Here is a 24,908-nt window from a genome sequence, read left to right on the forward strand (position 1 = left end):
ATCTTTGTTAGCTTACGAACCAAAAGCCACTTCTGCAGGAAAATGTCGATGCCACGCATCAAAGCCGCCGTCAACGCTGTATACCGCGTCATATCCCTGTTGAAGCAGATATTGCGCCGCGCCCTTACTGCTGTTGCCGTGGTAACACATCACCATCACTGCGGTATCGAAATCATGGTCGCGCATAAATGAACCCAGCGTATCGTTAGTCAAATGAAACGCCTGTGGCGCATGACCCATTGCATAACTTTGCGGATCGCGGATATCCACCAGCACCGCCATTCCATGCAGCAACTTTTGATGGGCTTCTTCGACATTAATACATTCAAACTGATCCATGGTGTTCTCTTTTTCTTTCTCTGCAGGTGTTCAATATTACCGTCCAGTGTACGTTGCCTGCACAGGTAAACGCCATAATGTTATATGTATCACTGTAAATTGTTTATCCGATGTTACCAATGGCGCTATTCTTTGCTATTATGCTCGATAACGAACATTAATGAGCTATAACGAAAGTGCGAGAGGCCAGCATGGAAACCAAAGATCTGATTGTGATAGGTGGAGGCATCAACGGTGCCGGTATCGCGGCAGATGCCGCTGGACGCGGTTTATCCGTGCTGATGCTGGAAGCGCAGGATTTAGCCTGTGCGACCTCTTCCGCCAGCTCTAAACTCATCCACGGTGGCCTGCGCTACCTGGAACACTATGAATTTCGTCTGGTCAGTGAAGCGCTGGCTGAACGTGAAGTGCTGTTGAAAATGGCACCGCATATTGCTTTCCCGATGCGTTTTCGTCTGCCCCATCGCCCACACCTGCGCCCGGCATGGATGATTCGCATTGGTCTGTTTATGTACGATCACTTGGGCAAACGCACCAGTTTACCAGGTTCAACTGGTTTGCGTTTTGGCGCAGACTCGGTGATGAAGCCTGAGATCGTGCGCGGTTTCGAATATTCTGACTGCTGGGTAGACGATGCGCGTCTGGTTCTGGCAAACGCCCAAATGGTGGTACGTAAAGGTGGCGAAGTCTTGACCCGCACTCGCGCTACTTCCGCTCGTCGCGAAAACGGTCTGTGGATTGTCGAAGCAGAAGATATCGATACCGGTAAAAAACACACCTGGCAGGCTCGCGGCCTGGTAAACGCCACTGGCCCGTGGGTAAAAGAGTTCTTCGATGACGGAATGCACCTGCCATCACCGTATGGTATTCGCCTGATTAAAGGCAGCCACATCGTGGTACCACGCGTGCATACCCAGAAGCAGGCTTATATCCTGCAAAACGAAGATAAGCGTATTGTTTTCGTTATCCCCTGGATGGATGAATTCTCAATTATCGGTACCACTGACGTTGAGTATCAGGGCGACCCGAAAGCGGTGAAGATTGATGAAAGCGAAATCAATTACCTGCTGAAGGTCTACAACGCACACTTTAAGAAACAACTGGGCCGTGATGATATCGTCTGGACCTATTCTGGCGTCCGCCCGCTGTGCGATGACGAGTCCGATTCACCGCAGGCTATCACCCGTGATTACACGCTGGATATCCACGATGAAAACGGCAAAGCGCCGCTGCTTTCCGTCTTTGGCGGCAAACTGACGACCTACCGTAAGCTGGCAGAACACGCGATGGAAAAACTGTCGTCTTACTATCAGGGCATTGGCCCGGCATGGACCAAAGAGTGCATCCTGCCCGGCGGTGATATTGGCGGCGATCGTGAAGACTACGCGGCAAAACTGCGCCGCCGCTATCCGTTCCTGACCGAGTCTCTGGCACGCCACTTCTCGCGCACCTACGGTAGCAACACGGAATGGATCCTCGGTGACGCGACCTCGGTTGCTGAGCTGGGCGAAGACTTCGGCCATGAATTCTACGAAGCAGAGCTGAAGTATCTGGTCGATCACGAATGGGTGCGTCGCGCAGACGATGCCCTGTGGCGTCGTACGAAAGAAGGTATGTGGCTGAATGCCGAACAGCAGTCGCGTATGACCCAGTGGCTGGTGGAATATGTGGAAAAACACCAGTTGTCGCTAGCGTCTTAAGACACACGCTATAAAACTGTAGGCCCGGTAAGCGTCAGAGCCACCGGGCCTTTTGCCGGATGGCGGCTAACGCCTTATCCGGCCTACAGGTCATCCTATCCCTTGTTACAACCGCACCGAATCAATATGCCAGATGTTTTCGGCATACTCTTTGATCGTCCTGTCTGATGAGAAGTACCCCATATTGGCGATATTGATCATCGACTTCGTGGTCCACTCTTCCGGACGGCGATACAGTTCGTCTACCTTATCCTGGCAATCGACATAGCTGCGGTAATCCGCCAGCACCTGGTAGTGGTCGCCAAAGTTGATTAACGAGTCCACCAGATCACGATAGCGTCCCGGCTCCTCAGGGCTGAATACGCCGCTGCCGATTTGCGTCAGCACCTGATGCAATTCTTCATCTTTCTCGTAATATTCACGCGGTTTGTAGCCTTTACTGCGTAATGCTTCGACTTCTTCCGCTGTATTACCGAAGATAAAGATATTTTCCGCACCCACATGCTCCAGCATCTCGACGTTTGCTCCGTCCAGCGTGCCAATAGTCAGCGCTCCGTTCAGAGCAAACTTCATATTGCTGGTACCGGAAGCTTCCGTCCCTGCCAGAGAAATCTGTTCAGACAGGTCGGCTGCAGGAATGATCACCTGCGCCAGGCTGACACTGTAATTGGGAATAAACACCACCTTCAGCTTGTCGCCAATCTGCGGATCGTTATTGATCACTTTAGCGACATCGTTGATAAGATGAATAATGTGCTTCGCCATGTAATAGGCCGAAGCAGCCTTACCGGCGAAGATATTTACGCGTGGTACCCACTCGGCTTCAGGATCGTCCTTAATGCGGTTGTAGCGGGTGATCACATGCAGCACATTCATCAACTGCCGTTTGTACTCATGAATACGTTTGATCTGCACGTCAAACAGCGATTTCGGGTTCACTACCACGTTAAGCTGTTGGGCAATGAGCGCAGCCAGACGCTTTTTATTCTCCAGCTTTGCCTGGCGCACTGCGTGATTCACCAGCGGATAATCACAGTGCTGCTCAAGCTCGCTGAGCTGGCTGAGATCGGTACGCCAGGTACGGCCAATATTCTCATCCAGCACATCGGAGAGCGGCGGGTTCGCCAGCGCCAGCCAGCGACGAGGAGTCACACCGTTGGTCACATTACAGAAGCGCGTCGGGAAAATCTTCGCAAAATCCGCAAACAACGACTGCACCATCAGGTTGGAGTGCAGCTCAGAAACGCCGTTCACTTTATGGCTCACCACTACCGCCAGCCATGCCATACGCACACGACGACCGTTGGATTCATCAATGATCGATGTCCGCCCCAACAGGCCGGTATCATTCGGATACTGCTCCTGTAACGTTTTCAGGAAGTAATCGTTAATCTCAAAGATGATTTGCAGATGGCGCGGCAAAATTTTACCCAGCATATCGACCGGCCAGGTTTCCAGCGCTTCACTCATTAACGTGTGGTTGGTGTAAGAGAAGACCTGACAGCACACTTCAAACGCGTCATCCCAGCTAAATTTGTGCTCATCAATAAGCAGGCGCATCAGCTCCGGAATAGACAGCACCGGATGGGTATCGTTGAGGTGAATGGCGATTTTATCCGCCAGATTGTCGTAGGTTTTGTGCAACTGATAATGACGACTCAAGATGTCCTGCACCGTGGAGGAGACCAGAAAGTACTCCTGACGCAAACGCAGCTCGCGCCCTGAATAGGTGGAGTCATCCGGATATAGCACACGAGATACGTTCTCGGAGTGGTTTTTATCTTCCACCGCCGCGAAGTAATCCCCCTGGTTAAATTTACCAAGGTTGATTTCGCTACTGGCCTGGGCGTTCCACAGGCGCAGCGTGTTGGTGGCGTCGGTATCGTAGCCCGGGATAATCTGGTCGTAAGCCACCGCGAGGATCTCTTCAGTTTCAATCCAGCGCGTTTTCTTGCCTTCCTGCTGAATACGACCGCCAAAACGTACTTTGTAGCGGGTATTGTGGCGTTTAAACTCCCACGGGTTACCATATTCCAGCCAGTAGTCCGGGGATTCTTTCTGTCGGCCATCAACAATGTTCTGTTTGAACATGCCGTAGTCATAACGAATACCGTAACCACGTCCCGGCAGGCCCAGCGTCGCCAGAGAATCCAGGAAACAGGCTGCCAGACGCCCGAGACCACCGTTTCCGAGGCCGGGGTCATTTTCTTCGTCGATCAGATCTTCAAGATCTAACCCCATACCTTCCAGTGCATTTTTTACATCGTCGTAAATTCCCAACGATAACAGTGCATTAGAAAGTGTGCGGCCAATCAGAAACTCCATTGACAGATAATAGACCTGGCGAGTTTCCTGAGACAATTGCGCACGGTTAGAACGCAGCCAGCGCTCCACGAGACGATCCCGCACCGCGAATAATGTGGCGTTCAGCCACTCATGTTTATTGGCAATGACCGGATCTTTACCAATAGTGAACATCAGCTTATAGGCAATAGAATGCTTAAGTGCCTCTACGCTGAGTGTGGGCGATGCATAAGTAAATGGAGCATTCATATAGGTGATTCCTGGATATCTATTTCAAGCGATAGTAAAGCTCACGGTAAGACTTCGCCGCGACTTGCCAGCTAAAATCCATGGTCATGGCCTGACGTTGTACAAATCGCCAAAGCGAAGGCCGGGACCACAATACGAAAGCACGCCGAATCGCCCGCAACAGCGACCAGGCATTACTATCTTCAAATACAAACCCACTGGCGATACCGTCCGCCAGGTTTTCCAGCGAACTATCAGACACCGTATCAGCCAGCCCACCGGTGCGCCGCACCAGCGGCAGCGTGCCGTACTTCAGTCCATACAATTGCGTTAAGCCACATGGCTCAAAGCGGCTGGGAACCAGAATGACATCGGCCCCACCCATGATGCGATGAGAGAAGGCCTCGTGATAACCAATCTGCACCCCCACCTGCCCTGGATGCTCTGCTGCAGCGGCCAGGAACCCCTCCTGCAACACCGGATCGCCCGCGCCGAGTAACGCCAGCTGTCCACCCTGCTCTAACAAACCCGGCAGCGCTTCCAGCACCAGGTCCAAACCTTTCTGGCTGGTCAGGCGACTTACCACTGCAAAGAGCGGCACTTTATCGTTAACCTTAAGCCCCATTGCAATCTGCAACTGACGCTTGTTCTCTGCTTTATCCTCCAACGTATCGCGGGTATAGCGCGATGCCAGCAGCAAGTCCGTTTCCGGACTCCAGATGTTTTCATCGACACCGTTCAGCACGCCGGAAAGACGCCCCTCGCGATGGCGCTGCTGCAACAAACCTTCCATCCCGTAGGCAAACTGCGGCTCAGTGATTTCCCGCGCATAGGTCGGGCTGACCGCCGTAATGTGGTCGGCGTAGTACAAACCGGCCTTCAGGAATGAAATCTGCCCATTGAACTCCAGACCATGCACATTAAAGAACGACCATGGCAATTGGATGTCATCCATATGCTTTGCATAAAACATGCCTTGATACGCCAGATTGTGCACAGTGAACACAGACTTCGCCGGATGGCCGCGCGCCGCCAGATACGCCGGGGCCAACCCGGCATGCCAGTCGTGCGCGTGCACCACATCCGGGCGCCAGAATGGATCAAGACCACAGGCCATTTCACATCCGACCCAGCCGAGCAGTGCAAAGCGCAGGACGTTATCGGTATAAGCAAACAGATTTGTGTCGTGATACGGGCTGCCGGGGCGGTCATAGAGATGCGGCGCATCAATCAGGTAAATGCCGACACCGTTGTAATGTCCGAACAGCAAGGTGATTCTGCCAGCAAAGGTATCCCGGCGCGTTACAACCTGCGCATCAGGGATACCGCGGCGAATATCGGGAAACGCCGGGAGCAGCACGCGGGCATCCACTCCGTCCGCAATTTGCGCAGCGGGCAATGCCCCAATCACATCCGCCAGTCCCCCGGTTTTTAACAGGGGAAACATCTCTGAACATACGTGTAAAACCTGCATTATCGCTCCTGTTTGATCTGCAGTTTGCGTAGCATTTCACGCGTGACCAGCACAATGCCTTCCTCTGAACGGTAGAAGCGACGTGCATCTTCTTCCGCATTTTCACCAATGACCATACCTTCAGGGATAACGCAGGCGCGGTCGATGATACAGCGACGTAACCGGCACGAACGCCCTACCCACACTTCAGGTAACAACACTGCCGAATCAATGTTACAGAATGAATTCACCCGCACCCGCGGGAACAGCACGGACTGCACCACCACCGAACCGGAAATAATACACCCACCGGAAACCAGCGAGTTCAGCGTCATTCCGTGGCTACCGGAACGGTCCTGCACGAACTTCGCTGGTGGCAGTGATTCCATATGTGTACGAATCGGCCAGTCCTGGTCATACATGTCCAGTTCAGGCGTTACCGAAGCCAGATCGAGGTTCGCCTTCCAGTAGGCCTCCAGTGTTCCAACATCACGCCAGTACGGCTCGGATTCCGGGTCGGACTGTACGCAGGACAACGGGAAAGGATGTGCAAACGCCATACCCGCTTCGGTGATTTTCGGGATGATATCTTTGCCGAAGTCATGGCTTGAGTTTTCGTCCAGGTCATCTTCCGCCAAAAGTTCATAGAGATAATCGGCGTCAAATACGTAGATCCCCATACTGGCGAGGGATTTTGTTGGATCATTTGGCATGGCTGGCGGATTTGCCGGTTTTTCAACGAATTCGATAATTTTGTCGTTTTCGTCCACATCCATTACGCCAAATGCGCTGGCCTCTTCAATCGGTACCGGCATACAGGCTACGGTGCAGCGAGCGCCCTTCTCAACGTGGTCGATCAGCATGCGCGAGTAATCCTGTTTATAAATATGATCCCCCGCGAGTATCACCACATACTCCGCTTTATAGCGTCGAATGATGTCCAGGTTCTGCGTTACCGCATCTGCCGTTCCGCGATACCAGTTTTCCCCCTGCATTCTTTGCTGAGCAGGAAGCAGGTCGACAAACTCGTTCATCTCTTCGCTGAAGAACGACCAACCGCGCTGGATATGCTGTACCAGCGTGTGCGACTGGTACTGCGTGATCACGCCAATACGGCGGATCCCGGAGTTAAGACAGTTGGATAAAGCAAAATCGATAATGCGGAACTTACCGCCAAAGTGTACGGCTGGCTTGGCGCGTTTGTTGGTTAAATCTTTCAGGCGTGTCCCGCGGCCACCGGCCAGGATTAGGGCAACAGATTTCAATGGCAGCTGGCGCGCCAACATTACACGATCGTTCTTATCTAAACTCACCATGACTAACTCCTTTTTTATCTTCTCTGGAACACACACAGTCCGTGCGCAGGTCCCTGCCAGACAGCCGTAAGCACCGGATTATCCTCTCCGGCAAATGGGGGAATGGCGTGCCATTCCCCTTCAGGTAAAACGATATCTGTCACCTCAAGCGAAGCGTTTATCGCAATCAAAAAACGCTCTGAAAGCAGGATTTCCATCTGCTTCAGGCCGTTTTGCCACTCATCCGCACTTAAGGGTTGTGCATACTTGTTCAGCCAACGGACATTGCCATCACCCTCTTCCCACCAGCGATCGTTTGTTAACGCGGGGATCTGCCGGCGAAGATGAATCAAGGCGGCGGTAAATGCGGTTAGCCCACTGTTTGCCTGCTGCCAGTCCAGCCAGGTTAAAGCGTTATCCTGGCAGTAAGCGTTATTGTTGCCGTGCTGGCTATGACCATGCTCATCGCCCGCCAACAACATCGGCGTCCCCTGAGAGAGCAACAGCGTCGTTAACAGGGCATGAATGCTGTCGCGCCGCCTTTCAATCAGGTCCAGCGTGCCGCCTAACCCTTCTTTACCATGATTATCACTGTAGTTATTGCTAGTGCCGTCCCGATTTTCCTCACCGTTCGCTTCATTGTGCTTATTTGTGAAGCACACACAGTCGCGCAGCGTAAAACCGTCATGCGCAGTAACCAGATTAACCGTGGCGCTGGGTTTACGACCATTGCGTTTAAACACATCGCTGGATGCTGCAAAACGTCCAGCAAACTCCCCCAGCGACAGATTACGCTGTAGCCAGAAGCGTCGGATTGCGTCGCGGAAATGGTCATTCCATTCGACAAACGGTGGTGGGAAATTACCCACCTGATAACCGCCTTCACCAATATCCCACGGCTCTGCAATCAGCTTAACGCGTGAGAGCAACGGACAGTTTTGGATGGCGGTAAACAGCGGTGCATCCTGACGAAACGCAGGCGTGCGCCCCATTACGGAAGCTAAATCGAAACGAAAACCATCCACGTGGCAGGTTTCAACCCAATAACGCAGGCATTCACACGCATACTCCACCACACCGGGATGGCTCAGATTGATGGTGTTCCCACAGCCGGTCCAGTTGTAGTAATCACCATCTTCCCTAATCCAATAATAGCTACGGTTATCAATTCCGCGCAGTGAGAAGAGCGGCCCCTCAAGATCCAACTCGGCGCTGTGGTTTAAAACGATATCGAGAATGACCTCAATACCCGCTTTGTGCAGCGCTTTCACCGCGTCACGAAACTCATCAAGAGCGCTCTCTGGCGAGCAGGCATAAGCCGGATGCAGCGCAAACATCGCCAACGGGTTGTAACCCCAGTAGTTAGATAATCCCAGCCGTTGAAGACGGGGTTCGCTGGCGAAATGCGCCACCGGCAGCAACTCCAGCGCGGTAATGCCAAGGTGCCTGAAATAGTCAATCATCACCGGATGACCGAGCGCTTTGTACGTGCCGCGAATATCCTCCGGGATATCGGGGTGCAGATACGTCAGTCCTTTGACGTGTGCTTCGTAAATGACGGTGTTGCCCCACGGTGTACGCGGCGGGACATCATCCTCCCAGTCATATCGGTCTGATACCACCACGCACTTGAGCGCAATCTCCGCATTGTCACGATGATCCGGCTCATCCACCCCACCGTGTAGCAGCGGGTTATCTTTTAACTCGCCTTCCACGCGGCGTGCACAGGGGTCAATCAGCAGTTTCGCCGGGTTAAAACGATGACCTTGCCCAGGTTGCCACGGCCCATGTACACGATAACCATAACGCAAACCCGGTCTGGCACCGGCCAGATAACCGTGCCAGACATCACCGCTACGTCCAGGCAGGTCATAGCGGTGCTCGCAGCCTTGCTCATCGAAGACGCATAGCTCAACGCGCTCAGCGTGGGCCGAGAAGAGTGTAAAATTGACGCCATGACCGTCATACATGGCACCGTGGGGGGTGGCGTTACCGATTGCCAGTTGCGTCATCACCCCTCCCGAACCAGCCAAATCGTGGCCAGCGGAGGCAAGGTGAGACTCAACGAGTGCTGACGACCATGGCTGGCGATTTCATCGCTGTGTACCACGCCGCCATTACCGGTATTGCTGCCGTGGTAATGCATCGAGTCAGTATTAAGGATCTCACGCCATTTACCCGGCTGATTGATGCCAAAGCGATAGCCGTAACGTGGCACTGGCGTAAAGTTGCTGGCGACAATAATTTCGTTGCCAGCTTTGTCACGACGGACAAAAATCAGCACCGAACGCTCGTTGTCGTCCACCACCAGCCATTCGAACCCATACCCGTCAAAGTCGAGCTCATGCAACGCCTTGTGGTGACGGTAGGTGTGGTTCAAATCACGTACCAGGCGTTGTACGCCGTGATGCCAGTTATCGCCCCCTTCCAGCAAATGCCAGTCGAGGCTGGCATCGTGGTTCCATTCTCGTCCCTGGGCAAATTCGTTACCCATAAACAGCAGTTTCTTGCCGGGGAAGGCCCACATCCAGCCATAGTAGGCACGTAGATTGGCAAACTTCTGCCACGCGTCGCCTGGCATGCGATCAAGGATCGATTTCTTACCGTGCACCACTTCATCGTGGGACAACGGCAGAACAAAGTTTTCGGTATAGTTGTAGAGCATGCCGAAAGTCAGCTTATCGTGATGGTGCTGACGATAAATCGGATCCAGCTTCATGTAGTCCAGCGTGTCATGCATCCAGCCCAGGTTCCACTTGTACCAGAAACCTAAGCCGCCCATATCCTGCGGTCTCGATACTCCGGCAAAGTCGGTGGATTCCTCCGCCATGCTCACAGCACCAGGTACCTGTTCACCAAGAATACGGTTGGTATTACGCAAAAACTCAATGGCTTCGAGGTTTTCGCGCCCGCCGAATTCGTTAGGAACCCATTCCCCTTCCTTACGACTGTAATCGCGATAGATCATCGACGCCACGGCATCGACCCGCAGCGCGTCAATGCCAAATCGTTCAATCCAGTACAGGGCGTTGCCCACCAGATAGTTGCTGACTTCACGGCGACCGTAGTTGTATATCAGCGTGTTCCAGTCCTGGTGATACCCTTCGCGCGGATCGCTGTGTTCATACAAATTGGTGCCATCAAACTCTGCCAGCCCAAAATCGTCCGACGGAAAATGGCCCGGCACCCAGTCAAGGATGACATTCAGCCCGGCCTGATGCGCGGCATTCACGAAATAGCGGAAGTCATCGCGCGTGCCGAAACGACGGGTCGGTGCGTACATGCCAGTCGGCTGGTAACCCCAGCTACCATCGAACGGATGTTCGTTAATTGGCAGCAACTCAAGGTGGGTAAACCCCATCCACTTCACGTAGGGGATTAGCTGATCCGCAAGTTCGCGGTAGCTCAACCAAAAATTGTTGTCCGTATGGCGACGCCATGAGCCCAGATGGACTTCATAGATAGAGATCGGAGCATCAAACTGGTTAGCTTTTTTACGCTCCTCAGTTTGCACGACTTTTTCCGGCAAACCACAGATCAGCGATGCTGTTTCAGGACGCATTTGCGCTTCAAAAGCGTAAGGATCAGCTTTGATGCGTAGCTTGCCGTTAGCATCGATCATCTCGTACTTATATAGCTGACCATGCTGTGCACCGGGGATAAACAGCTCCCAGATGCCGCTCTCTTTACGCAGACGCATCGGGTGTCGGCGTCCGTCCCAGTAATTGAACTGCCCGACTACCGAGACACGTTGTGCATTCGGCGCCCAGACAGAGAAACGAGTACCTGTTACGCCGTCCATGGTATCCGCATGTGCGCCCAGCGTTTCGTAGGGGCGCAGATGCGTCCCTTCAGACAGCAGCCAGGCGTCCATATCTTGTATTAATGGGCCAAAACGGTAAGGGTCATCAATCAGATTCTGCTGTCCATGCCAGACAACAGCCAGTTGATAGCGAAAGAAATTTTTACGTCGGGGAAGTACAGCACAGAAAAAACCGCGAGAGTCGAGACAGTCCAGTTTGCCGACTTTGCGTCCGGTTTTAGGTTCGATCACCCACACTTCGGTGGCGTCAGGCAATAGGGCACGGACTTCAAGTCCCGCTTCAGTTTGGTGCATACCGAGTACGGAAAAAGGATCCGCAAAATGGCCTGCAATTAGCGCATTAATCACGTCTCTATCAACACGAACGGACATGGTTGTCATCCTGTTTTATGTGTCACCCCTTCCAACTGATTTTCGACATCAGGTAGTGACATTTTTTTGACCTGAACGGCGCAGCACAATTGTGCATCCTCTCTGCGTCGTCCCACCTTCAGGCAACAACTTAATACCTCCGGTACTAAGCCACCCTTAAAGAATAGCCAATGCTTTATCTTACTCCCGGTAAAAAATGAAACATCTGCGCTTACTCCTGTATTACGCAAAAAAAAGGGCGACTCAGCACCCATTGTTTACACATGATTATCATCTACCTGATGACGAACTCGTCTAACCTGGCCTACTGACTCACGTCATGTGCAGGCCAGATAAATAGAGTGCCGTCAGGCAGTCATCATTACGCCAGTTGACGCAGCATCCGGCGCAGTGGCTCAGCAGCACCCCAGAGCAGTTGGTCGCCAACGGTAAAGGCTGACAGGAACTCCGGTCCCATATTCAGCTTACGCAGACGGCCTACTGGCGTGGAAAGCGTACCGGTTACGGCCGCAGGGGTTAACTCACGCATAGTGATATCCCGATCGTTAGGCACCACTTTCGCCCATGGATTGTGAGCTGCCAGCAGTTCTTCCACGGTCGGAATTGACACATCTTTTTTCAGTTTAATGGTGAACGCCTGGCTGTGGCAGCGCAGTGCGCCTACGCGCACGCAAAGACCATCCACCGGGATCACGGAAGACGTGTTGAGAATTTTGTTGGTTTCTGCCTGCCCTTTCCACTCTTCGCGGCTCTGACCGTTATCGAGCTGTTTGTCGATCCACGGAATCAGGCTCCCGGCCAGCGGTACGCCAAAGTTATCAACCGGCAGGTCACCGCTGCGGGACAGGGTTGTCACTTTACGTTCGATATCGAGAATAGCAGAAGAAGGGGTCGCCAGTTCATCGGCCACATGGCTATACAGATGGCCCATCTGGGAGAGGAGTTCACGCATATGACGTGCACCGCCGCCGGAAGCCGCCTGGTAGGTTGCTACGGATACCCAGTCCACCAGATCGTTGGCAAACAGGCCGCCGAGTGACATCAGCATCAGACTAACGGTGCAGTTACCGCCGACAAAGGTCTTAACGCCTTTGTTCAGACCGTCGGTAATCACATCCTGGTTAACCGGATCGAGGATAATGATGGCATCGTCTTTCATACGCAGCGAAGATGCCGCATCAATCCAGTACCCTTGCCAACCGCTTTCACGAAGCTTTGGATAGATTTCGTTGGTATAATCGCCGCCCTGACAGGTCACAATGATGTCGAGCGCCTTCAGCGCTTCCAGATCAAATGCATCCTGAAGCATGCCAGTGGAGGTCGTACCAAACGTCGGTGCCGCCTGTCCGAGCTGGGAAGTAGAAAAGAAAACAGGGCGAATGGCGTCGAAGTCACGTTCTTCTACCATGCGTTGCATGAGTACAGAGCCGACCATACCGCGCCAGCCGATAAAACCAACATTTTTCATAGCGTTTTTTCCTGCAGAGATGTGTGCTGTGTATGCTAACCAGTATCCTACTGGCCTATCCTTCACCATACAAAAAGCAGCCAAAGTCGCAAGTGAAATTAATCAATGATAGCGAAGCCATCAGTAATGCGACTTATCCCGCTGCGCAAGCAAGCAGAAAGTCCGCTGTAATTATCAGGGAATTTGACTTATGAATGAAATCATTTCTGCGGCAGTTTTATTGATCCTGATTATGGACCCGCTCGGAAATCTGCCCATTTTCATGTCCGTATTGAAACATACCGAACCTAAACGTCGTCGCGCGATTATGGTTCGCGAGCTGTTTATTGCGCTGTTGGTGATGCTGATATTCCTGTTCGCGGGCGAGAAAATTCTGGCATTTCTTAACCTGCGAGCGGAAACCGTCTCCATCTCCGGGGGCATCATTTTGTTCCTGATTGCCATCAAGATGATTTTCCCCAGCGCAACCGGCAATAGCACCGGACTTCCGGCGGGTGAAGAGCCCTTTATCGTGCCGTTGGCCATTCCACTGGTTGCAGGACCGACTATCCTGGCATCGTTGATGCTGTTATCGCATCAATACCCGAATCAGATGGGACATCTGGTGATTGCACTGCTGATCGCCTGGGGCGGTACATTTGTGATCTTGCTGCAGTCATCGCTGTTTTTGCGTCTGCTGGGCGAGAAAGGTGTTAATGCGCTGGAACGCCTGATGGGGCTGATTCTGGTGATGATGGCGACCCAGATGTTCCTGGATGGTGTGCGGATGTGGATGAAGGGGTGATGTACTCGTTTTACGCCGGGAGGCGGCTTCGCCTTACCCGGCCTACGGTGTGGATATGTGCCAGTTTGTAGGCCCGGTAAGCGCAAGCGCCACCGGGCTTTCTAACTCAGCTCAGGAGCTGAAAGGCAATCATACCGACAATTGCACCGACCGTTCCGAGGATAGTTTCCATCATCGTCCAGGTCTTCAGCGTTTGTGCTTCAGTCGCACCGGTGAATTTACCGAACAGCCAGAAACCAGCGTCATTGACGTGGCTGACCACGATAGAACCACCCGCGATGCAAATAGACAGCGCCGCCATCTGCGCCCCGGAGAAGTTCAGCTGTTCAATCACTGGCATCACCAGACCGACCGCCGTTAAGCAGGCCACCGTCGCGGAACCCTGGATGATACGAACCGCAGCCGCCAGCACAAAGCAGGTAATGGCAATTGGCAGCCCCATGCCGGTTAACGCTTCACCCAGTGCCGGACCGACACCAGAATCCACCAGCACCTGCTTGAACACGCCGCCAGCACCAATCACCAGCAGAATAATCCCCGCAGGTTGCAACGCGTGACCACAGATCTCCATCACGCGGTCCTTCGCCATACCCTGACGGATTGCCAGACCATAAATAGCGACCAGGCAGGCGACCAGAATCGCGGTGAACGGGTGACCAATAAACTCAAACCATTCGTAAGCGGTAGAACCGACCGGCACAAAGCGAGCAGCAATGGTTTTCAGGCCAACCAATACCAGCGGCAGCAGGATAAGCGCGAGACTGAAACCAAAGGACGGCATTTTGCCTTCGCCCAGATGCGGCTCGGTAATATCGTCCGGCACATGCAGTTCAACGAAACGACTGATGAAATTGCCCCACAACGGTCCGGCGATAATCATGCCAGGAATTGCCGCACACAGGCCAATCAGGATCATCCAGCCGAAATCGGCGTGCATCTGAGAGGCCAGCAGCATTGGCGCAGGCCCCGGCAGCAGAAACGCTGCAGCCGCCGCCACACCCGCAAACAGCGGGATAACCAGCTTCACGAGGTTGGTGCCCGTATGACGCGCCATAGAGAACGCCACGCTTATCAGCAGCACAATCGCAACTTCAAAGAACAGCGGCAGCGCGCAAATCAGGCCGGCCAGGCCAATCGCATAATGCGCGCGGCTGTGGCCGAAAGACTTCAGCATTTTGACGGCAATCTGATCGACCGCCCCGGTCTCATGCAAAATCTTACCGAACATCGCTCCCAGAGCGACCACAATCGCCAGGAAACCGAGTGTGCCTCCCATCCCTTTTTCCATAGTCGCAGCGATTTTATCGAGCGGCATACCGGAAAAGAGACCTGCACCTATAGAAACCACCATCAAAGCAACGAAGGCGTGCATACGCGCCTTCATCACTAAAAACAGCAGTAATAAAACGGACCCTACTGCTGTTAAAACAAGCGTTAATGTACTCACTACTTACTGCCTTGGTTAATGACCTCAATGGTGCTTGCTACCACACCGTCCAGCGGCTGATCGATATCCACCACCAGAACATCACTTTCGTTCGCACCCGGTTCTTCCAGCGTTTCAAACTGGGTCACCAGCATCTGCGTTTTGAAGAAGTGGCCTTTACGCTCCTTCAGGCGGCTTTCGATAACGTCAAACTCCCCTTTCAGATAGATGAAAGAGAGATTCGGGTTACCTTCACGCAGCAGGTCACGATAGTGTTTTTTCAAGGCAGAACAGACGATAAGCGACACTTTGTTGGTACGCTGCATCGCAAAAGCGGCGTCATTCAGCGCCTGTAACCACGGTTTACGGTCATCATCGTTTAACGGCTCACCGGAAGCCATTTTCATGATGTTGCTGCGTGGATGGAGAAAATCGCCATCAAGAAACGCGGCCTGCAGTTGATGCGCCACTTCGCTGGCGACAGCAGATTTACCGCTGCCCGATACGCCCATCAGAACGTAAACGTGGTGATCATGATTAGTCGTGCTCAAAGCGTTGCCCCCACTGGTACAAGAATCAGGAAATTGTTACGGGTAACTGTTATCGGTAACATTGTCCGACCGGATAAATGGAGAAGCAATATCCATTCGTGCCAGAAGTGTATAAGTGTGAGCTACTTCAAACTTGTTGGGCTAAATAGATCCGCCCGGTGACAAGGTGAAACCTAAATCTAACATTTTAGGGGTAACTGTTTCACCACGGATACGCGCCAGCAGACGTTCTGCGCCAATGCTGCCCATCCGTTCACGCGGCGTGAGCACACTCGCCAGGCGTGGCTCCATCACCTGCCCGATATCGTGACCGTGGAAACCAGCAATCGCCATATCATCAGGGATTTTCAATCCTAACCGCTGGCATTCAAATGCCGCCCCGACAGCCAGGTCATCGTTGGTACAAAAGACACCGTCCAGTTGCGGATATTCACGTCGCGCCTGGCGGATTAGCTCAATACCGGAGGAGTAAGAAGAGGATTGTTCCACCATCACGCTGTAAGGCACCAGGTTCGCATCCCGCATTGCCTGTTCGTAGCCTCTTTGTTTGATGATAGTACGTTCATCAAGACGCGCGCCAAGATAAGCAATATGGCGATGTCCGCGAGCAATGATGGCGGCGGTCATCTGGCGAGCAGCCTCGAAGTTGTCAAAACCCACAGCGATATCAAGACACGGAGTCTGGCTATCCATCAGCTCAACCACCGGGATCCCCGCGACTTCAATCATTTTTAACGTGCGGGGAGTATGACTACGTTCGGTGAGGATCAGACCATCGATATTCCACGACAGCATCGATTCCAGACGCTCTTGTTCCATCTCGGGTTTATAGCCATAGTGCGCCAGCATAGTCTGATAACCGTGAGCGTCAGTAACGGCCTCAATACCGCGTAATACTTCAGCAAAAACCTGGTTGGTAAGAGATGGTAACAGTACGCCGATAGCGCGGCTGGTAGCGTTAGAAAGGATATCAGGAGCACGATTGGGAATATAACCCAGCTCATCAAGTGCAGCGGCAATTTTGCCCCGCAGCGCGACGGAGACCTGCTCCGGATTACGCAAAAAGCGGCTGACCGTCATTTTGGTCACACCCACGCGGTCGGCTACATCCTGAAGTACGGGTCTTTTCTTTTTCATCGTCCTGAAGTATTAAAAAGGGGATAGATATCCCCAGTTTACCACGGACGCGCGGAATTAATGACAAACGATGAAAAGCCGGATGTCGACGCTTTCGCGTTTTATCCGGCCTACAAAGGGTTACAGCACATTAGACTGGCGGCAGGTCAAACAGTAACACTTCACTATCACTGTCGGCATGGATAGAAATCGCCTGCTCGTCCCAGATAGCCAGTCCATCACTGGTGGACGCTTTGGTTCCATTAATAGTCACATTGCCTTTTACCACCTGGATCCAGACGCGGCGTTCAGCGGCAATCTGATGCACTGACTGCTCATCTTTGACCAGCGCCCAACGGTACAGCTCCATATCCTGATAAACCTTAAGCGAACCATCGCGAGCATCCGGCGAAAGCACCAGTTGTTTGCCCTGAGCGGCATCGAAACGACGTTGCTCGTAACGCGGCGTAATACCGTTCTCCTGCGGAATGATCCAAATCTGATACAGATGCAGCTTCTCAGTATCGCTCGGATTGTACTCCGAGTGACGGATCCCCGTCCCGGCGCTCATAATCTGGAATTCACCAGCCGGAACCTGCTCTTTGTTGCCCATGCTGTCCTGATGCTCTACCGCGCCTTCGAGCACGTAGGTCAGGATCTCCATATCTTTATGGGGGTGAGTACCAAAACCCTGACCTGCGTCGATAACGTCGTCGTTAATCACGCGCAGTGCAGAGAACCCCATAAAATTCGGGTCATAGTAGTTGGCAAAAGAGAAGGTATGCCAGGAATCGAGCCAGCCATGATTAGCATGACCACGGTCGTTAGCTTTGCGTAAATAGATCATTGTGTTCACCCCCAGATGTTTTCGATGAAGTAAGTGTGGACTTAATCAGTCTGGGATCATAGAGGGTGAAAATTGACTCCTCTGTTCAAAAAATATGAACAAACCCAGAGGAGTCGGTAAACGCTATTTGGCGAGCGTTATCGTCGCAGGAGATGCCTGTTCAAACGCACGTTCGAGGATTTCCAGGTTGGTAAGAACTTCAGATTCCTTGACGTAATTGGGCGTACCGGATGTCAGTGTCTGGTACAGCGCATCATAGACGCGACCATAGTCTCCCACTTCCGGTTTCACCTCTTCTTTCACCGTCACACCTTCATCATTGACGTACTCCAGCATCCCAATGGAATCGTCGGCGGCAAAACCGGGTTCACCCGGCATGATATTCGCTTTCAGGCTGGTTTCCTGTTGGTCGATACCGTACTTCACAAACGAGCCGTTCGTACCGTGGACGATAAACTTCGGGTAGTCGATTTTCACCAGATGACTGGTTTTGACAATCGCCTTCAGATCGCCGTAGAACAGTTGTGCTTCAAAGGTATCATCCGGATTCGCTTTGTTGCGCAGACTACGGATGTCATACGCCACATGATCGGGGCGGCCAAACAGCGAAATAATCTGATCCATCGTGTGCACGCCCAGACCATAAAACGCACCGTCCTGCGGCAACCCTGGTTTGGTTTCCGCAACAGGTCGGTAGTAGTCGAAATGGCTTTCAACCTCAACAATCTCGCCCAACTTGCCGCTCTCTATCGCTTTTTTGGCGGTAAGGAAGCAGGAGTCAAACCGACGGTTCTGATACGGAGTAACGGTGAGTCCCTTACTTTTCGCCAGTTCGAACAACACTTTCGCTTCAGCCAGCGTCGGGGTGAAAGGTTTCTCGACCAGTACACTTTTCCCTGCTTCCAGCGCACGTTTGGCGTATTCAAAATGGCTATCGGCGTGGGTGCAAACGATCACCAGTTTCACCTGCGGATCGTTTAAGATCTCGTCGAGGTCGCTGGTGAAGTGAATATGTGAATACTGGGGTGCCTGCTCTTCCGGTTTAGCATGACGACGGAAGATATGAGCAACATTCCAGCTCTCTTTACGGTTAAGGACGTATGGCAAATGGTAGCGCGTGGTGCTTTTACCAAAACCAATGAATGCGCAGTGTAAGGTCATGGGACAGTCCTTTTGAAGGTGATTGTCTACACCATAGCGCAAAGTGGGGGGAGACTGAATATTGGATTCTTTGCCAGATGTGGCGCGGCCTTATCCGGCCTACAAAACAAAAAGATCGACCATCGGCGTCGCCGTCAGTTTGTTCGCGGCAAGCGCGCAGGGCCAGGAGCGTACACAGAGTATGTGAGGATTGTGAGCACAGCCCGGGATTAAGCTGGCAAGCAAACTAGTCCGAAACCGAGCCAAAAAAAAAGCCAGCGCAAGGCTGGCTAAAGTAATACTGGAAGCAATGTGAGCAATGTCGTGCTTTCAGGTTCTCCGTAGGGTTCCCCTGAACGCAGAGCAATAATAATCATTCTCATTCGCACTTGTCCACTTCTTTTTGCAAAAAAATGCAGTTGACGGCATTTTCAATCTCAGCGAGTGTAAATACACAATTAACCCTGCAGGAGATAAGGAATGAGTGAGATAGTGATACGCCACGCTGAACCGAAAGATTACGACGCAATTCGTCAGATCCATGCCCAGCCGGAGGTGTACCACAACACGCTACAGGTTCCTCATCCTTCTTTGGAGATGTGGCAGGAAAGACTCGCCGAGCGATCTGGAATTAAACAACTGGTCGCCTGTGTTGATGATATTGTCGTTGGGCATCTTTCCATTGAAGTCGCACAGCGCCCGCGCCGTAGCCACGTCGCCGATTTTGGTATCTGTGTAGATGCCCGATGGCAGAACCGCGGCGTTGCCAGCGCGCTAATTCGCACGATGATCGATATGTGCGACAACTGGCTGCGCGTCGATCGTATCGAGCTCACAGTGTTTGTCGATAATGAACCTGCTGTTGCGGTCTATAAGAAGCATGGTTTTGCAATCGAAGGCACAGGCAAGAAATACGGCCTGCGCAACGGTGAATACGTTGATGCTTACTTTATGGCGCGGGTGAAATAATTTTTTGGGCGAGTTATATCGCCCTTTATCTTGAAAGGACGCATTGTGAAAAAGGTTTTTTCGCTGGTTCTGCTGGCAGCAATCTTCCCCGGCTATGCCACGACCGTACAGAATCTGGACTCCGTACCCAGCGCCATTCACCATCCGGAAGGTAAGCAGATCTTCGCCGAACAAATGATGGGTGCGACACCTGCCAAAGGGTTTGGCGAACTTCCGCAAGGATTAGAGGTGGCCCAATGGATTGCCTGGGTTGCGCCGAATGAAGACCCCAAAAACCTGATCATGAGCGGTGCCAAAGCCTGGGGCAAAAACGGGAAATACATTGGTGTTGCCTGTTTTGCAGATAATCAGGCAGAGGCAGAACAAACCAGGAAACGCGCAGATAACGGCTGTCCGGAAAATTACAGTACCAGCCGCGTCAATAAATTATATCTCGGCGTATTTTCCTGGCAGAATCAACAGTTGCAGCCGATCGCACGTTCAGAAAAACCGCTGGACCAGCTCTCAACATGGAATAACGCTGCCGAGAAAGAGAGCAATGATGAATCGGTCAGACCGCTGGCCTATTACACCAAACTGGATCTGGCCCCTTATCGGATCGCACCCGATACCCTGGCATTCGGGGTACGCGGCGGATACTCTGATGCGTATTCCGGCGGCGGTGCCTTCTATGAAGTGCTGGAGCTCTACGCGATCAAAGATAACAGGATAATCAACGTCTTTTCCGACCTTGTTTACCAATATCAGGATCTCGCCGGAGACTGGAATCAGGATGGAACGCGACAGCACGACATCAGCGAAAGTAAATACATCCTGAAAATGCGCTCAGCAAAAACCGAGGGGTTTTATGACCTGGAACGCGTTGATCTACAGGATAAAAGCAGTCACATATTTCGCTGGTCCGAATCGCAGCAACGGTATCTCCCGTAACCGACAGATAAGGCCTACAGCGTTCCAGACGATGTAGGCCACTAACCTTAGAACCCTGCTGTTAAATCATCCACAGAGCGTGGATCGGAAGCTCCGTACAGTGCGCCGTCCGGTCCAACCATGATGCTCTGGGTGCTACCCATAGCCTCTTTCAGCACCACTTTCTGCCCCTTCTGCTCCAGCAGCTTGATAGTATCCGGGCTGAAGCCTTTTTCCACACGCAGTTCATCCGGCAACCACTGGTGGTGGAAGCGCGGCGCATTGGTGGCTTCGGCAACGTTCATCCCAAAGTCGATACTGTTCACCACCATTTGCAGCACAGTGGTGATAATTCGGCTACCGCCGGGGCTGCCAGTGACCAGCCAGGTTTTACCATCTTTGACCACGATGGTCGGTGACATCGACGACAACGGACGTTTCTTCGGACCCACGGCATTGGCATCGCCGCCTACCAATCCGTAGACATTCGGGACTCCTGGCTTGGCAGAAAAATCATCCATCTCGTTATTGAGCAAAATGCCTGTGTTACCCGCCACAATACCAGTACCAAAGGTGGTGTTCAGGGTGTAGGTCACCGCCACAGCATTACCGTCTTTATCCACCACCGAGAAGTGGGTGGTCTGGTTACTTTCATATGGAGCAAGCTTACCTGGCTTAATCTGGCTTGAAGGCCTGGCCTTATTGATATCAATCTGATCGGCAAGGGATTTGGCATAGGCCTTATCGGTGAGTGCCTGCCACGGAACCTTCACAAAATCCGGATCGCCGAGATACTCTGAACGGTCGGCGTAGGCATGTTTCTCCGCTTCCGCCATCACCTGCATGGCATCGGCACTGCCAAATCCGTATTTCTTCATATCGAAGTTTTCGAGAATATTAAGGATCTGCACGATGTGAATACCGCCAGAGGATGGAGGCGGCATCGAGAAAACCTGATACCCACGATAGTCGCCGCTGATTGGCGTACGCTCCACAGCTTTATAGGCGGCTAAGTCCTCTTTGGTCATCAGACCACCGTTCTTCTTCATCTCCGCGGCTATCTGATCGGCAATCGCCCCTTTATAAAACGCATCCGGGCCGTTCTCAGCAATCATTTCCAGGCTTTTCGCCAGGTTTGCCTGTACCAGCTTGTCGCCTTTTTTCAGCGGCTCACCGTCTTTCCAGAAAATGGCTTTGCTGTTCTCGTGGTTTGGGATCACTTCACTGCCGTAGGTCTTTAGATCGTCGGCCAGCGCATCGTTAACCACAAAACCCTCTTCGGCCAGCTTCATCGCCGGGCGCACCACTTTATTCAGCGGCAGGGTGCCATACTTTTCCAGAGCCAGCGAGAAACCCGCCACAGTGCCAGGCGTGCCGGAAGCCAGATGTGAAGTCAGCGACTTTTTCGCATCAGCGTTGCCCTGTTCATCGAGGAACATATCACGGGTTGCGCCAGCAGGCGCCATTTCACGGAAATCAATCGCGGTAGTCTTTCCGTTTTTGGTGCGCAGCAGCATAAACCCACCGCCACCCAGGTTCCCCGCCTGAGGATGCGTCACCGCCAGCGCGTAGCCAACGGCAACGGCGGCGTCTACAGCATTGCCACCCTGCTTAAGGATATCAACGCCAACCTGCGTAGCCAGCGCATCCACGGAGGCCACCATCCCCTGCTGCGCGCGCACAGGATGGAACACATCTTCCTCAACACCGTATGACACCGGTGAGGGTGTCGGCGGTGCGGCGGCAACACTAAAACAACTTCCTGAGAGCAGAGCAGCAATGGCTACCCGGCGTAAAAACGTCGGTTTTATCATCGTTATTCTCCAGATGTATGGGGTCAGCCCCCACTAAGCCTGGTGCATAACTCTGAAATAATCATCGTAACGGTGAATAAGGAGTAAACTTAAGAGATCCCCGGGAGGAGAAAAGCGATGAAACGACTCTTGATATTAGCCATGCTATTGCCGTTTGCAGGCTTTGCACAGCCCATCAACACCATGAATAACCCGAATCAACCGGGTTATCAGATCCCGAGTCAGCAGCGTATGCAGACGCAAATGCAGACACAGCAAATTCAGCAGAAAGGGATGCTCAACCAGCAGTTGCAATCGCAGACGCGTATGCAACAGCAGCATATGGAAAATCAAATCAACACCAACTCCCAGCGAGTACGTCAGTCTCAGCCAGGGGAGTTGAATTCCACCCAACAGCAAATGCTGCCCAACAACAACGGTGGGATGTTAAACGGAGCCCGTAATCCGGACAGCTCGCTGAATAAACAGCAGCAAATGCTTCCGGAGAAAAAGAACGGCGACATGCTGAGACCCTCCAACACGCCGCAGCCTAACGTTCCGTTAAAAACGATTGGGCCTTAATCGGGCTGAAAATCAGGGCCAATCACATCAATAGCATCAGTACAAATGCAGTCCACTCCCCAGCGCAACAGCTCAGCAGCGCGCTGGGGCCGGTTGACGGTATACACCAGAATTCTTAAACCCGCATCGCGCAACGCGTCCACTCTCGCCTCATCCAACAGCTTATGGTTAAGATGAATCGAGATGCAGCCCAGGCGCGCGGTGAGTTCTCGCCAGTCTTCACGCCACTCGTCAAGCAGTAGCCCACGCGGCAGTTCAGGAACAGCCAATTGCGCCGCTTCAAGGGCGTCAATCTCGAATGATGAAAGCAGCGGCGGCGTCATTTCAGCCCATAATTCACGCGCGGCGAGCGCGACGGCTTTCCCCGTGATGGTTCCGCTACCCGTGGTAGGTTTAATCTCTATATTCGCCATCATACCGTGCTGGCGACAGCGCTCAGCCACCTGTGAGAGCAACGGCAACGGCTCGCCTTTGAACTCACCGCTAAACCAACCACCAGCATCCACACGCAGCAAATCCTGCCAGTTCAGTTCACCGGCAACGCCCCAACCGTTGCTGGTACGCTCGAGGTTGTCGTCGTGCAGTAAAAAGATCTCGCCATCCTTCGACAATTTAGCGTCAAATTCAATCATGGTATGCCCGTATCGCGCCCCCATGTCGATTGCCGCCAGGGTGTTCTCCGGAGCCAGTTTGCCGCCACCACGGTGGGCGACAATATGAGGATAAGGCCAGTTACTCATACGCGTTGTCCTGTTTCGCCATCAAAGAGATGCAAATGATTTTCTGGCAGATGCAGCCATAGCGTACTGCCAGCCGTCGGGCGATGCTGATGTGCCAGTCGCACCACCAACTTTTGCTCACCCCAACGTCCGTGTGCCAGGTTATCTGCTCCCAGCATTTCCAGCGTGTCTACAACCAACGGCACGCCGCCTTCGGCTTGCGAGCTTAGCGCAATATGCTCCGGGCGGATACCCAACGTCATTTTCCGTCCACTATAGCGACGATAGTCATGACCGGCAGGCAACGCCATGCCCCCCTCCAGTTCAAAATGGGTACCCGAGGCGCTGATGTGTCCGTTCATCAGGTTCATGGCCGGGCTACCAATAAAACTCGCCACAAAGCGGCTGGCGGGTTTTTCGTATACCTCGACCGGGGTGCCAATTTGCTCAGCGACACCTTTGTTCATCACCAGCACGCGCTGGGCAAGTGTCATGGCCTCAACCTGATCGTGCGTAACGTATAGCGAGGTGGTTTTCAGTCGGCGGTGCAGATGTTGTAACTCAAGGCGCATCTGCACACGCAGCTTGGCATCAAGGTTAGAAAGCGGTTCATCGAACAGGAATACCGCCGGATCGCGCACAATCGCCCGCCCCATCGCCACACGCTGCCGCTGACCACCGGAAAGCTCACGCGGGCGGCGTTTGAGCAGTTCACCCAGTTCAAGAATACGCGCGGCTTCTTTCACCCTCTCCGCAATATGTTCCTTGCCCATCCCGCGGATTTTTAACCCCCAGGCCATATTTTCTTCCACGCTCATATGCGGGTAGAGCGCGTAGTTTTGAAACACCATGGCAATACCACGATCCTTTGGCTCCATCTCAGTGACGCGCTTACGATCAATCCAGATGTCACCGCTAGTCACCCGTTCCAGCCCGGCGACCATTCGCAGCAGCGTGGACTTACCGCAGCCCGACGGGCCGACCATCACAATAAATTCCCCGTCCGCAACATCCAGCGTCAGCGGTTGAATAACCTGGGTTTTACCGTCCCAGCTTTTAGTTACTGCCTGTAGTTTTAAACCAGCCATTT

The 24,908-nt window shown here is 52.8% G+C and carries 20 protein-coding genes; 5 read left to right on the top strand and 15 right to left on the bottom strand.

The window, feature by feature from the left end; genetic code table 11:
• Positions 1-12: 12 nt before the first annotated feature.
• Positions 13-339: a thiosulfate sulfurtransferase GlpE gene (gene glpE / locus OGX98_RS01920; RefSeq protein WP_045448476.1), complete on the bottom strand. Its 327-nt coding sequence runs from the start codon at positions 337-339 to the stop codon at positions 13-15.
• A gap of 191 nt (positions 340-530) precedes the next feature.
• Here glpE and glpD point away from each other — a divergent pair, with 191 nt between their 5' ends.
• The gene (glpD, locus tag OGX98_RS01925; protein WP_286594751.1) at positions 531-2,039 is read left to right on the top strand and encodes a glycerol-3-phosphate dehydrogenase; all 1,509 of its coding nucleotides are present in this window, start codon (positions 531-533) and stop codon (positions 2,037-2,039) included.
• A gap of 105 nt (positions 2,040-2,144) precedes the next feature.
• Here the strand turns inward: glpD and glgP are convergent, their stop codons facing one another.
• The 6 genes from glgP to asd form a co-directional block, all read right to left on the bottom strand.
• Positions 2,145-4,592, bottom strand: a complete 2,448-nt coding sequence (gene glgP / locus OGX98_RS01930) for a glycogen phosphorylase (protein ID WP_045448480.1) — start codon at positions 4,590-4,592, stop codon at positions 2,145-2,147.
• A 19-nt stretch (positions 4,593-4,611) separates the two neighbouring features.
• Entirely contained in the window at positions 4,612-6,045 is a 1,434-nt protein-coding gene (gene glgA, locus OGX98_RS01935) for a glycogen synthase GlgA (protein WP_045448482.1), read from the bottom strand.
• A complete protein-coding gene (gene glgC, locus OGX98_RS01940; protein WP_045448484.1) occupies positions 6,045-7,340 on the bottom strand; it encodes a glucose-1-phosphate adenylyltransferase in 1,296 nt (431 codons plus the stop codon). The genes glgA and glgC overlap by 1 nt, the downstream gene beginning before the upstream one ends.
• A 14-nt stretch (positions 7,341-7,354) precedes the next feature.
• Positions 7,355-9,331, bottom strand: coding sequence for a glycogen debranching protein GlgX (gene glgX / locus OGX98_RS01945; RefSeq protein ID WP_048222923.1), 1,977 nt, complete (start codon positions 9,329-9,331; stop codon positions 7,355-7,357).
• Positions 9,331-11,514 carry a 1,4-alpha-glucan branching enzyme gene (gene glgB / locus OGX98_RS01950; RefSeq protein ID WP_048222925.1) on the bottom strand — a complete coding sequence of 728 codons (2,184 nt, stop codon included), beginning with the start codon at positions 11,512-11,514 and terminating at the stop codon, positions 9,331-9,333. Before glgB ends, glgX begins: the two co-directional genes overlap by 1 nt.
• 361 nt (positions 11,515-11,875) lie before the next feature.
• Positions 11,876-12,982, bottom strand: coding sequence for an aspartate-semialdehyde dehydrogenase (asd, locus tag OGX98_RS01955; protein ID WP_045448491.1), 1,107 nt, complete (start codon positions 12,980-12,982; stop codon positions 11,876-11,878).
• Positions 12,983-13,172: 190 nt separating this feature from the next.
• Between asd and yhgN the strand changes: the two genes are divergently transcribed.
• Complete coding sequence (gene yhgN, locus OGX98_RS01960) at positions 13,173-13,766, top strand: NAAT family transporter YhgN (RefSeq protein ID WP_045448493.1); 594 nt, start codon at positions 13,173-13,175, stop codon at positions 13,764-13,766.
• A gap of 106 nt (positions 13,767-13,872) precedes the next feature.
• On the opposite strand, the gene gntU is transcribed toward yhgN, so the two are convergent.
• The 5 genes from gntU to OGX98_RS01985 form a co-directional block, all read right to left on the bottom strand.
• Positions 13,873-15,213: a gluconate transporter gene (gntU, locus tag OGX98_RS01965; RefSeq protein ID WP_045448495.1), complete on the bottom strand. Its 1,341-nt coding sequence runs from the start codon at positions 15,211-15,213 to the stop codon at positions 13,873-13,875.
• Positions 15,213-15,743 (bottom strand): gluconokinase, encoded by a 531-nt coding sequence (gene gntK / locus OGX98_RS01970; protein WP_045448497.1) that lies wholly within the window; start codon positions 15,741-15,743, stop codon positions 15,213-15,215. The genes gntU and gntK overlap by 1 nt, the downstream gene beginning before the upstream one ends.
• Positions 15,744-15,884: 141 nt before the next feature.
• Complete coding sequence (gene gntR / locus OGX98_RS01975; RefSeq protein ID WP_045448499.1) at positions 15,885-16,880, bottom strand: gluconate operon transcriptional repressor GntR; 996 nt, start codon at positions 16,878-16,880, stop codon at positions 15,885-15,887.
• A 130-nt stretch (positions 16,881-17,010) separates the two neighbouring features.
• Positions 17,011-17,706 carry a quercetin 2,3-dioxygenase gene (yhhW, locus tag OGX98_RS01980; protein WP_045448501.1) on the bottom strand — a complete coding sequence of 232 codons (696 nt, stop codon included), beginning with the start codon at positions 17,704-17,706 and terminating at the stop codon, positions 17,011-17,013.
• A 123-nt stretch (positions 17,707-17,829) separates the two neighbouring features.
• Positions 17,830-18,867 (bottom strand): oxidoreductase, encoded by a 1,038-nt coding sequence (locus OGX98_RS01985; protein WP_045448503.1) that lies wholly within the window; start codon positions 18,865-18,867, stop codon positions 17,830-17,832.
• A gap of 459 nt (positions 18,868-19,326) precedes the next feature.
• Between OGX98_RS01985 and yhhY the strand changes: the two genes are divergently transcribed.
• Together yhhY and OGX98_RS01995 are read left to right on the top strand one after the other, a co-directional pair.
• Positions 19,327-19,815 (top strand): N-acetyltransferase, encoded by a 489-nt coding sequence (gene yhhY / locus OGX98_RS01990; protein WP_045448505.1) that lies wholly within the window; start codon positions 19,327-19,329, stop codon positions 19,813-19,815.
• Positions 19,816-19,860: 45 nt separating this feature from the next.
• The gene (locus OGX98_RS01995; protein WP_286594754.1) at positions 19,861-20,745 is read left to right on the top strand and encodes a hypothetical protein; all 885 of its coding nucleotides are present in this window, start codon (positions 19,861-19,863) and stop codon (positions 20,743-20,745) included.
• A 47-nt stretch (positions 20,746-20,792) separates the two neighbouring features.
• Here the strand turns inward: OGX98_RS01995 and ggt are convergent, their stop codons facing one another.
• A complete protein-coding gene (ggt, locus tag OGX98_RS02000; RefSeq protein ID WP_286594755.1) occupies positions 20,793-22,538 on the bottom strand; it encodes a gamma-glutamyltransferase in 1,746 nt (581 codons plus the stop codon).
• Positions 22,539-22,655: 117 nt separating this feature from the next.
• Here ggt and OGX98_RS02005 point away from each other — a divergent pair, with 117 nt between their 5' ends.
• Positions 22,656-23,099, top strand: a complete 444-nt coding sequence (locus OGX98_RS02005) for a DUF2756 family protein (protein WP_045448511.1) — start codon at positions 22,656-22,658, stop codon at positions 23,097-23,099.
• Here the strand turns inward: OGX98_RS02005 and ugpQ are convergent.
• Complete coding sequence (gene ugpQ, locus OGX98_RS02010) at positions 23,096-23,839, bottom strand: glycerophosphodiester phosphodiesterase (RefSeq protein WP_048222942.1); 744 nt, start codon at positions 23,837-23,839, stop codon at positions 23,096-23,098. The two genes, OGX98_RS02005 and ugpQ, sit on opposite strands and share 4 nt — an antisense overlap.
• The gene (locus tag OGX98_RS02015) at positions 23,836-24,906 is read right to left on the bottom strand and encodes a sn-glycerol-3-phosphate import ATP-binding protein UgpC (RefSeq protein ID WP_200013234.1); all 1,071 of its coding nucleotides are present in this window, start codon (positions 24,904-24,906) and stop codon (positions 23,836-23,838) included. Before OGX98_RS02015 ends, ugpQ begins: the two co-directional genes overlap by 4 nt.
• Between the last annotated feature and the right edge of the window lie 2 nt (positions 24,907-24,908).

Source organism: Citrobacter sp. Cm046, from assembly GCF_030333065.1.
In the GTDB taxonomy this organism is placed as follows: domain Bacteria; phylum Pseudomonadota; class Gammaproteobacteria; order Enterobacterales; family Enterobacteriaceae; genus Citrobacter; species Citrobacter murliniae.

Excerpts from the sequence above, each read along its gene's own strand:
- glpE (WP_045448476.1), bottom strand. The coding sequence starts at position 339 with ATGGATCAGTTTGAATGTATTAATGTCGAAGAAGCCCATCAAAAGTTG.
- glpD (WP_286594751.1), top strand. The coding sequence starts at position 531 with ATGGAAACCAAAGATCTGATTGTGATAGGTGGAGGCATCAACGGTGCC.
- glgP (WP_045448480.1), bottom strand. The coding sequence starts at position 4,592 with ATGAATGCTCCATTTACTTATGCATCGCCCACACTCAGCGTAGAGGCA.
- glgA (WP_045448482.1), bottom strand. The coding sequence starts at position 6,045 with ATGCAGGTTTTACACGTATGTTCAGAGATGTTTCCCCTGTTAAAAACC.
- glgC (WP_045448484.1), bottom strand. The coding sequence starts at position 7,340 with ATGGTGAGTTTAGATAAGAACGATCGTGTAATGTTGGCGCGCCAGCTG.
- glgX (WP_048222923.1), bottom strand. The coding sequence starts at position 9,331 with ATGACGCAACTGGCAATCGGTAACGCCACCCCCCACGGTGCCATGTAT.
- glgB (WP_048222925.1), bottom strand. The coding sequence starts at position 11,514 with ATGTCCGTTCGTGTTGATAGAGACGTGATTAATGCGCTAATTGCAGGC.
- asd (WP_045448491.1), bottom strand. The coding sequence starts at position 12,982 with ATGAAAAATGTTGGTTTTATCGGCTGGCGCGGTATGGTCGGCTCTGTA.
- yhgN (WP_045448493.1), top strand. The coding sequence starts at position 13,173 with ATGAATGAAATCATTTCTGCGGCAGTTTTATTGATCCTGATTATGGAC.
- gntR (WP_045448499.1), bottom strand. The coding sequence starts at position 16,880 with ATGAAAAAGAAAAGACCCGTACTTCAGGATGTAGCCGACCGCGTGGGT.
- yhhW (WP_045448501.1), bottom strand. The coding sequence starts at position 17,706 with ATGATCTATTTACGCAAAGCTAACGACCGTGGTCATGCTAATCATGGC.
- OGX98_RS01985 (WP_045448503.1), bottom strand. The coding sequence starts at position 18,867 with ATGACCTTACACTGCGCATTCATTGGTTTTGGTAAAAGCACCACGCGC.
- yhhY (WP_045448505.1), top strand. The coding sequence starts at position 19,327 with ATGAGTGAGATAGTGATACGCCACGCTGAACCGAAAGATTACGACGCA.
- ggt (WP_286594755.1), bottom strand. The coding sequence starts at position 22,538 with ATGATAAAACCGACGTTTTTACGCCGGGTAGCCATTGCTGCTCTGCTC.
- OGX98_RS02005 (WP_045448511.1), top strand. The coding sequence starts at position 22,656 with ATGAAACGACTCTTGATATTAGCCATGCTATTGCCGTTTGCAGGCTTT.
- ugpQ (WP_048222942.1), bottom strand. The coding sequence starts at position 23,839 with ATGAGTAACTGGCCTTATCCTCATATTGTCGCCCACCGTGGTGGCGGC.
- OGX98_RS02015 (WP_200013234.1), bottom strand. The coding sequence starts at position 24,906 with ATGGCTGGTTTAAAACTACAGGCAGTAACTAAAAGCTGGGACGGTAAA.